The sequence below is a fragment of the Acidithiobacillus sp. TH-A35 genome (assembly GCF_057473505.1).
The window spans coordinates 1-7,538 of record NZ_JBYCKR010000016.1 but is presented as its reverse complement, the minus strand read 5'-3'; the positions used below and the strand labels follow the sequence as shown (position 1 = coordinate 7,538).

9 protein-coding genes are annotated in these 7,538 nt (G+C 61.6%); 1 reads left to right on the top strand and 8 read right to left on the bottom strand.

Going from position 1 to position 7,538, the window contains the following annotated elements; genetic code table 11:
• The 3 genes from AC2VNK_RS00805 to alaC form a co-directional block, all read right to left on the bottom strand.
• A partial coding sequence (locus AC2VNK_RS00805; protein WP_486882461.1) for a pyridoxal-phosphate dependent enzyme occupies positions 1–314 on the bottom strand: 314 nt, incomplete at its 3' end.
• 51 nt (positions 315–365) lie between these two features.
• Entirely contained in the window at positions 366–1,688 is a 1,323-nt protein-coding gene (locus AC2VNK_RS00800; protein ID WP_486882460.1) for a homoserine dehydrogenase, read from the bottom strand.
• Complete coding sequence (gene alaC / locus AC2VNK_RS00795) at positions 1,688–2,869, bottom strand: alanine transaminase (protein ID WP_291522049.1); 1,182 nt, start codon at positions 2,867–2,869, stop codon at positions 1,688–1,690. Before alaC ends, AC2VNK_RS00800 begins: the two co-directional genes overlap by 1 nt.
• A gap of 94 nt (positions 2,870–2,963) precedes the next feature.
• Between alaC and AC2VNK_RS00790 the strand changes: the two genes are divergently transcribed.
• Positions 2,964–3,338, top strand: coding sequence for an Mth938-like domain-containing protein (locus AC2VNK_RS00790; RefSeq protein WP_486882459.1), 375 nt, complete (start codon positions 2,964–2,966; stop codon positions 3,336–3,338).
• Between the two features lie 21 nt (positions 3,339–3,359).
• Here AC2VNK_RS00790 and rpoS read toward each other — a convergent pair whose 3' ends face one another.
• The 5 genes from rpoS to glnA form a co-directional block, all read right to left on the bottom strand.
• Positions 3,360–4,301: an RNA polymerase sigma factor RpoS gene (gene rpoS, locus AC2VNK_RS00785; RefSeq protein ID WP_291522051.1), complete on the bottom strand. Its 942-nt coding sequence runs from the start codon at positions 4,299–4,301 to the stop codon at positions 3,360–3,362.
• Positions 4,298–4,999 (bottom strand): protein-L-isoaspartate(D-aspartate) O-methyltransferase, encoded by a 702-nt coding sequence (locus AC2VNK_RS00780; protein WP_486882458.1) that lies wholly within the window; start codon positions 4,997–4,999, stop codon positions 4,298–4,300. Before AC2VNK_RS00780 ends, rpoS begins: the two co-directional genes overlap by 4 nt.
• Positions 4,981–5,733 carry a 5'/3'-nucleotidase SurE gene (gene surE / locus AC2VNK_RS00775; RefSeq protein WP_291522054.1) on the bottom strand — a complete coding sequence of 251 codons (753 nt, stop codon included), beginning with the start codon at positions 5,731–5,733 and terminating at the stop codon, positions 4,981–4,983. Before surE ends, AC2VNK_RS00780 begins: the two co-directional genes overlap by 19 nt.
• Before the next feature lie 98 nt (positions 5,734–5,831).
• Positions 5,832–6,395, bottom strand: coding sequence for a DUF4124 domain-containing protein (locus AC2VNK_RS00770; RefSeq protein WP_486882457.1), 564 nt, complete (start codon positions 6,393–6,395; stop codon positions 5,832–5,834).
• Between the two features lie 145 nt (positions 6,396–6,540).
• Positions 6,541–7,538, bottom strand: a 998-nt coding sequence (gene glnA, locus AC2VNK_RS00765; RefSeq protein ID WP_486882456.1) for a type I glutamate--ammonia ligase, incomplete at its 5' end; no start/stop codon positions are given.

Genomic DNA, 7,538 nt, shown 5'->3' with positions numbered 1-7,538 from the left:
GCGCGCATCCCCGCCCGCGCCGCGTAGGCCGCTGCTGCCGCCGAAGTGTTGCCGGTGGAGGCGCAGATCACCATCTCGCTGCCTTCTTCCTTGGCCTTGGTCACCGCCATGGTCATACCACGGTCCTTGAAGGAGCCGGTGGGATTCAGGCCCTCAAACTTGAGGAAAAGGCGGATATCGAGGCCGAGCTGGCGGGGTAGATTGATGCATTCGATCAGCGGCGTATTGCCCTCACCCAGGCTCACCGCCTGAGTCTCGGGAGCCAGGGGCAGAAAGGCGCGGTAATGGTCGATTATACCGGTATAACGGGTCATGAAGTTATCCTGATTTAAGATGAAATGCCAAAATTCAGTGTGGCGGATGGATCACCCTTCCGCCAAGCTCTCGACGCGCAGGCGCAATACGGGCTGAACGACCACTGGCAGGGCTTCAATGCGGGCGATGGCCTGCTCCAGGTCACCCTCCCGGCAGCGGTGCAGCAGCAGGACGATGGGCACGCTGTCTGCCTCCGGTGTCTCTTTCTGCACCAGCGCTTCGATGGAAATCTCATACTCCGCCAGCATCGTCGCCACCTGTGCCAGCACACCGGGGCGGTTGTGGGCGTGGATGCGCAGATAGTAAGCGCTCTCCACTTCGGCCATGGGCAGCAGCGGCAAGGCACTCATGGCATCGGGCTGGAAGGCGAGATGGGGCACCCGGTTGCTGGGGTCGGCGGTCATGGTCCGCGCCACATCCACCAAATCGGCCACCACGGCGCTGGCCGTGGGATCGCCGCCCGCGCCGCGTCCATAATACAGGCTCTGCCCCGCCGCATCGCTCTCCACCAGAATCGCATTGAAGGCTCCCTCCACATTGGCCAGCAGATGACTATGGGGAATCAGGGTCGGATGGACCCGCAACTCGACGCCATCCGCGCGGCGCCGCGCAATCCCCAGCAACTTGATGCGATAGCCCAGCTCGGCGGCATAGACCACATCAATCCGTTCCAGCGCACGGATGCCTTCCACATGACAATGGGCGAAATCCACCGGAATACCGAAAGCAATAGACGCCATCAGGGTAATCTTGTGCGCGGCATCGCCGCCATCCACATCCAGCCCCGGATCGGCCTCGGCATAACCCAGGCGCTGCGCCTCCGCCAGGGCCTGCTGAAAATCCCAACCCGCGCGGAACATCTGGGAGAGAATATAGTTGCTGGTGCCGTTGATGATACCCGCCAGCCACTGAATCCGGTTGCCCGCCAGCCCCTCGCGGATCGCCTTGATGATGGGAATGGCACCCGCCACCGCCGCCTCGAAAGCGACCATCACCCCCTGCGCCTGCGCCGCCGCGAAAATCTCGTTGCCATGCTCGGCCAGCAGCGCCTTGTTGGCGGTCACCACATGCTTACCCGCCGCGATAGCGGCCATCAGCAGGTCCAGGGCGGGCTCCTGACCACCCATCACCTCGACGACCACGTCTACCTCGGGATCGCACACCACCGCCCAGGGATCGCTACTGATCCGCGCATCCAGCCCCAATCCTTCCAGACGCGCCGGATTACGCACCGCCGCATGGACCACCCGTAGCTCCCGCCCGACCCGACGGGTGATCTCTTCCGCATTGCGCTCCAGCACCCGCACCGTCCCCTGGCCGACAGTGCCCATGCCAAGAATACCGATCCGTACTGGTTCCATATCGTCCGCCATTACAGATCCTCACGAAACATGTGTTTAATGCCGCGGATAGCCTGACGGGTGCGATGCTCATTCTCCACCAGCCCGAAACGCACATATTCGTCGCCCAACTCGCCAAAGCCGATACCTGGGCTGACCGCCACCTTGGCGCGGTCCAGTACCAGCTTGGAGAATTCCAGCGAGCCCATCTTGCGCAATGCTTCGGGAATTTTTGCCCAGACAAACATGGTCGCCTTGGGCTTATCGACCACCCAACCCGCCGCGTCCAGCCCCTCGCAGAGCACGTCGCGGCGCTGCTCATACATCAGCCGGATATCTTCCACGCAATCCTGCGGCCCTTCCAGCGCGGTGATGGCCGCCACCTGAATTGGGGTAAAGGTGCCGTAATCCAGATAGCTCTTCATCCGCGCCAGCGCGCCCACCAGTTTCGGGTTCCCCACCGCAAAACCCACCCGCCAGCCGGGCATGTTGTAGCTCTTGGATAGGGTGAAGAACTCGACGCCCACGTCCTTGGCCCCTGGCACCTGCAAAAAGCTCGGCGCCTTATAGCCATCAAAGACGATATCCGCATAAGCCAGATCATGCACCACCCAAATACGGTGTTCCTTGGCAAACGCGACAATCCGCTCGAAAAAGTCCAGCTCCACGACCGCCGCCGTCGGGTTGTGGGGGAAGTTGATCACCAGCATCTTCGGCTTCGGCCAAGCGGCCTTGACGGCCTTTTCCAGTTCCTCGAAGAAATCCACCCCCGGCAGCATCGGCACATGGCGCACGTCGGCCCCCGAGATGACAAAGCCGTAGGGATGGATGGGATAAGTCGGGCTCGGCACCAACACCGTATCGCCGGGACCCATGGTCGCCAGCGCCAGATGGGCAATGCCCTCTTTCGAGCCGATGGTGACAATGGCTTCAGACTCGGGATCAAGCTGCACGCCATAGCGGCGCTCATACCAGGTCGTGATGGCGCGACGCAGGCGGGGGATGCCGCGCGACACACTGTAGCGATGGGTATCGCCGCGCTGGGCCGTTTCACAGAGTTTGTCGACAATATACTGGGGCGTGGGCTGATCAGGATTACCCATGCCAAAGTCGATGATATCCTCGCCCCGCTTGCGGGCCTGATTCTTCAGGTCCGTAACGATGTTAAATACGTAAGGGGGGAGACGACGGATACGTTCAAAGTCACTGTTCATGTGGCGCGGGCCTTCAGGGTTGTAGCGAATGCCGAAATCGAAGAACAATAGAGAGGCAAAGCAGGCCTGTCAATCCGCATGAGGGACATTCAACATGAAATTACACCTACAACACCTCGGTCACCACAATGTCGTCCACGCCTACGGGCCACAGGGCATCGTCATTCACGGCAAGCGCCACACGCAGGGCCTGCTGGTCGGTGCCGACTGGCTGCACAGCCCCTGGGGACCGGAGCATGCCAACGCACTCCAGCTCTCGCACTTTGCCGAAGTGCTGGCGCGCAAACCCGACATCGTGCTGCTGGGCACCGGCAAGTGCCAGCATTTTCCTCTGGAACTCATGCGTGCCCTGGGCGCCGCTGAACTCGCCGTAGAGGTGATGGACACCAGCGCCGCCTGTCGCACCTACAACATTCTGCTGGCCGAAGATCGCGTGGTCGTCGCCGCCCTGCTGCCGCCCGAGGCCTGAACACACCGGCACCCGCCGCCGTCAGCCGAAGAGGCTCTCCGGTGTCAGCCCTTCCCTTTCAATGCGACGGCGCAACACCAGCAATGCCTCTACCTGAATCTGCCGCACCCGCTCCCGGGTAACTCCAAGACGGGAGCCGACCTCTTCCAGCGTCGCCCCGTCGGTACCATCCAGACCGAAACGCCAGAGCAGCACCAGCCGGTGCTTCTCGGTCATCGTCGCAATCCATTGCTGCATCTGCTGGGAGAGATTCCGGTCGGCCAGGCCGTCTTCCAAGCTCACCGCATCAGCATCGGCCACAATATCCGCAAGAGGGCGATCCGACTCCCGGCCATGGGGCACATCCAGGCTCGTCACCCGGCCATCCATTTCCAGACAATCGCGCACTCCTTCTACCGGGCGGTCCAAAGCTTCTGCCACCTCTTCCGGCGTCGGCTCCCGCTGCAGGGTTTGCCCGAGACAGCGAACCGCGCGCAGCACGGTACTAAGTTCCTTCATCACGTGAATGGGCAGGCGGATGGTGCGGGTCTGATTCATCAGCGCCCGCTCGATATTCTGGCGAATCCACCAAGTCGCATAGGTAGAAAAGCGAAAGCCGCGCTCCGGATCAAATTTCTCCACCGCTCGGATCAGCCCGAGATTGCCTTCTTCGATCAGGTCCAGGAGCGGCAACCCCCGGTTGATATAGCGCCGCGCCACCTTTACCACCAGGCGCAGGTTACTCTCTATCATGGTGCAGCGTGCCGCCTGGTCCCCCGCCTGAACCCGGCGCCCCAGGGTGACCTCCTGTTCTGCCGTCAGCAGCGGACTATGACCGATCTCCCGAAGATAACAGCGGGTGGCATCCCAGTCGTGTGCCTCACCAAAATCTTCTGCCCCATCGGCTTTTTCCGGAACATCCTCTTCCTTCTCTGAGGCTCCTGCCTGAACGTCCTCTTCCTCGTCTCTGCTCGCGCTTTTCATCCGACACACTCTCCAGAGGCCACCGAAACCGTTCCCGCCAGCAAGGGGACAAAATGGCAGGTGCCCAGCGGAATCACCTGCGCCGCGCTGCCATCCCAATGACTGACTTGCAAATGCTGCCTGCCGCCTTCTTCCACCGGCATCACCAGACGTCCCCCGGCCCGCAACTGGCGATAAAGGGGTGCTAGGGCGCAGGGCACGGCAGCCGTAATGACCATCGCATCAAAGGGCGCTTTTTCCGGCCAGCCGCCACTACCATCGCCGTGATGCAGATGCACCTGACGATAGCCTAGCCGCCCCAGCAACGCCTCCGCCATTTCCTGAAGCGGACCGATACGCTCAATGCTGAAGACCTCCGCCCCCAGCTCTGCCCACACTGCCGTCTGGTAGGCAGAACCGGTACCAATCTCCAGCACCCGCTGCGGCATTCCCCTGTCCTCCAGGATCGCCTCCGTCATCCGCGCCACGGTCCAGGGCTGGGAGATGGTCTGTCCATAACCGATGGGCAGAGACACCGGCTCATAGGCACGTCCCGCCAGCGCCTGCGCGACAAAGCGATGACGCGGAACCCGATTCATCGCGTCCAGCACCCGCTCGTCACGGATGCCTTCCGCGCGCAGACGGAGCACCATCCGCCCTCTGGTGCGCGGGGAGATCATGCCGACTTCAGGACTCAAGGCTAGCAACGAAGCAGCCATTGACTCAAACCATCCAGAAAATTGTAGCGGGTCATATCCAGATCGAGCGGCGTAATGGAGACGTAACCGCGGCGCACCGCGTCAAAGTCGGTACCGGGACCGGCATCGGCCTCCCGCCCGGAAGGGCCAATCCAGTAAACGGGATCACCGCGAGGATCCGCCGCCGGTATCACCATGTCGCTCTTGTGGCGACGCCCCAGACGCGTCACTTCAAATCCGCGGATTTCATGGTAAGGCAAATCCGGCACGTTCACGTTGAGAATGGTATCGGCAGGCAGCGCATGCCTCAGCACCCCGGTCACCAACTTGGCGGCCACCCGCGCCGCGGTCGAAAAGTGGGTGCAATCGCGTCCGGCCAGGGAAACCGCGATGGCAGGCAAACCGAGAAAACGTCCCTCGGTAGCTGCGGCCACGGTGCCTGAGTAGAGCACATCGTCCCCCATGTTGGCCCCCCGATTGATACCGGAGACCACCATATCAGGCGTTTCCGCGAAGATGCCGGTGACGGCGAGGTGGACGCAGTCCGTGGGCGTGCCGCCGACCAGATAGTGAAATCCATTGAGCCCGGTACGCATCCGCAGCGGCCGGTCCAAGGTGAGGGAGTTGCTGGCGCCGCTACGATCCTGCTCCGGCGCCAGCACTTCCAAATCGCCTAAAGGCCTTATTGCTTCAGCGAGTGCCGCCAGTCCCGGTGCCAGATAACCATCATCGTTACTGAGCAAGAAACGCGGCATTAGGTCTCCCAAAGGCGTGCAGTGGCTATCTTACGGTCTATGGTAAGCTACGAAGCGCCCTCGGGTCTATGCCTCGGACACGCGCCGCACCCGGCAACCTAATGCGCCGCGCGCCCTGGAGCCGTCGGCGCCGGACCTTCGTTCTGCACCTGTTGGATCTGTCGCTGGAGCAACAGCGCGCGCAATTGCGCCGCATCCATCGCCTGTTTCAGGCCGTTTACGCGATCCAGATAGCGGGCATAATTGCGCTCGTTGCCGGTGCGTATAACCTTGCCCTGCTCATAATTTTTGGTCGCCTGAATCAGCGCCAGACGCGCCGCGAGCAGTTCTGCCTGCATGCGCTTCAATGCCGGGTTAGCGGCAGGCCCGGTGGGCGCTGACGCAGGCCGCTCTGACGGCGGGGTGACGCTGTCACTGGGCGCAGACACAGGCGTGCTGGTCGCGCCCTGCGGCACCCCGGAGATCTGCTCGACGCCTTTGGCGCCCGCAGGCGGGGTTTCGCCATAGCTGACTACTCCACCGCCACCCACCCAGCGATAAATGGTTGATGCATCCACGGAAGTGTTGATCAGAAAGGCCGACAGGAGAATACACGCTCCTGCCGTTATTGCACGCTTTGATTCACCTTTACCAGACGTAAGAGGGGATTTCCTGTACTTCATCAGCCTGTTCTCCTGACCAGCGCGGCATTTCTGTATATGGTCGCCAAGCCCCGTATTGTCAAGGCAGCGGCCACAAAAAAGCCCCGCGTAAAACACGGGGCTGATGGCGCCGGGGAAAGCCCGCGGCGGCGGGCTGTACCCGGTCTCAGAGGCTGTAATACATCTGGAACTCCACCGGATGGGTGGTCATGCGCAGGGTTTGCACTTCGGCCCACTTCACATCCAGATAACCTTCCAGCCAGCTCTCGGAAAACACGCCACCCTTCATGAGGAAGTCATGGTCGGCTTCCAGAGCGCGCAGGGCTTCTTCCAGCGACGCCGCCACACCGGGGATGTTGGCCTGCTCTTCTGCGGGCAGATCATAGAGATTCTTGTCCATGGCGTCGCCGGGATGGATCTTGTTCTGAATACCGTCCAGACCCGCCATCAGCATGGCAGAAAACGCCAGGTAGGGGTTGGCAGTGGAGTCCGGGAAACGTATTTCGATGCGCCGGGCCTTCGGGCTGTTGACGAAAGGAATACGGATGGAGGCCGAACGGTTCTTGGCGGAGTAAGCCAGCAGCACCGGGGCCTCATAATGGGGCACCAGACGCTTGTAGCTGTTGGTGCTGGGGTTGGTCAGCGCGTTGATCGCCTTGGCATGCTTGATGATACCGCCGATGTAGTACAGCGCGACCTCCGACAGCCCGCCATACAAATCACCCGCAAAGATGTTCTTGCCATCCTTGCCGAGGGACTGGTGGACGTGCATGCCGCTGCCGTTGTCACCGACGATGGGCTTGGGCATGAAAGTGGCTGTCTGACCATAAGCCGCCGCTACGTTGTGGACGACATATTTGAGGATCTGCACCTCGTCCGCCTTACGGGTCAGCGTATTAAAACCGACGCCGATTTCGTGCTGCCCGGCCGTGGCCACCTCATGGTGATGCACTTCCACCTTCAAACCCATCTCTTCCATGGCCAGGCACATGGCGGAGCGCAGGTCCTGAGCGGAGTCCACTGGCGGGACCGGAAAATAACCGCCCTTCACGCCGGGGCGATGGCCCATATTGCCGGATTCATATTCCTTGCCGGAATTCCAGGCGGCCTCTTCGGCATCCACCTTGTAAGCGCAGCCGCTCATGTCGATGTTCCAGGTCACGG

What these genes read in the sequence shown, in the direction of transcription:
- AC2VNK_RS00800 (WP_486882460.1), bottom strand. Translation starts at nt 1,688, where the DNA reads ATGGCGGACGATATGGAACCAGTACGGATCGGTATTCTTGGCATGGGC.
- alaC (WP_291522049.1), bottom strand. Translation starts at nt 2,869, where the DNA reads ATGAACAGTGACTTTGAACGTATCCGTCGTCTCCCCCCTTACGTATTT.
- AC2VNK_RS00790 (WP_486882459.1), top strand. Translation starts at nt 2,964, where the DNA reads ATGAAATTACACCTACAACACCTCGGTCACCACAATGTCGTCCACGCC.
- rpoS (WP_291522051.1), bottom strand. Translation starts at nt 4,301, where the DNA reads ATGAAAAGCGCGAGCAGAGACGAGGAAGAGGACGTTCAGGCAGGAGCC.
- AC2VNK_RS00780 (WP_486882458.1), bottom strand. Translation starts at nt 4,999, where the DNA reads ATGGCTGCTTCGTTGCTAGCCTTGAGTCCTGAAGTCGGCATGATCTCC.
- surE (WP_291522054.1), bottom strand. Translation starts at nt 5,733, where the DNA reads ATGCCGCGTTTCTTGCTCAGTAACGATGATGGTTATCTGGCACCGGGA.
- AC2VNK_RS00770 (WP_486882457.1), bottom strand. Translation starts at nt 6,395, where the DNA reads ATGAAGTACAGGAAATCCCCTCTTACGTCTGGTAAAGGTGAATCAAAG.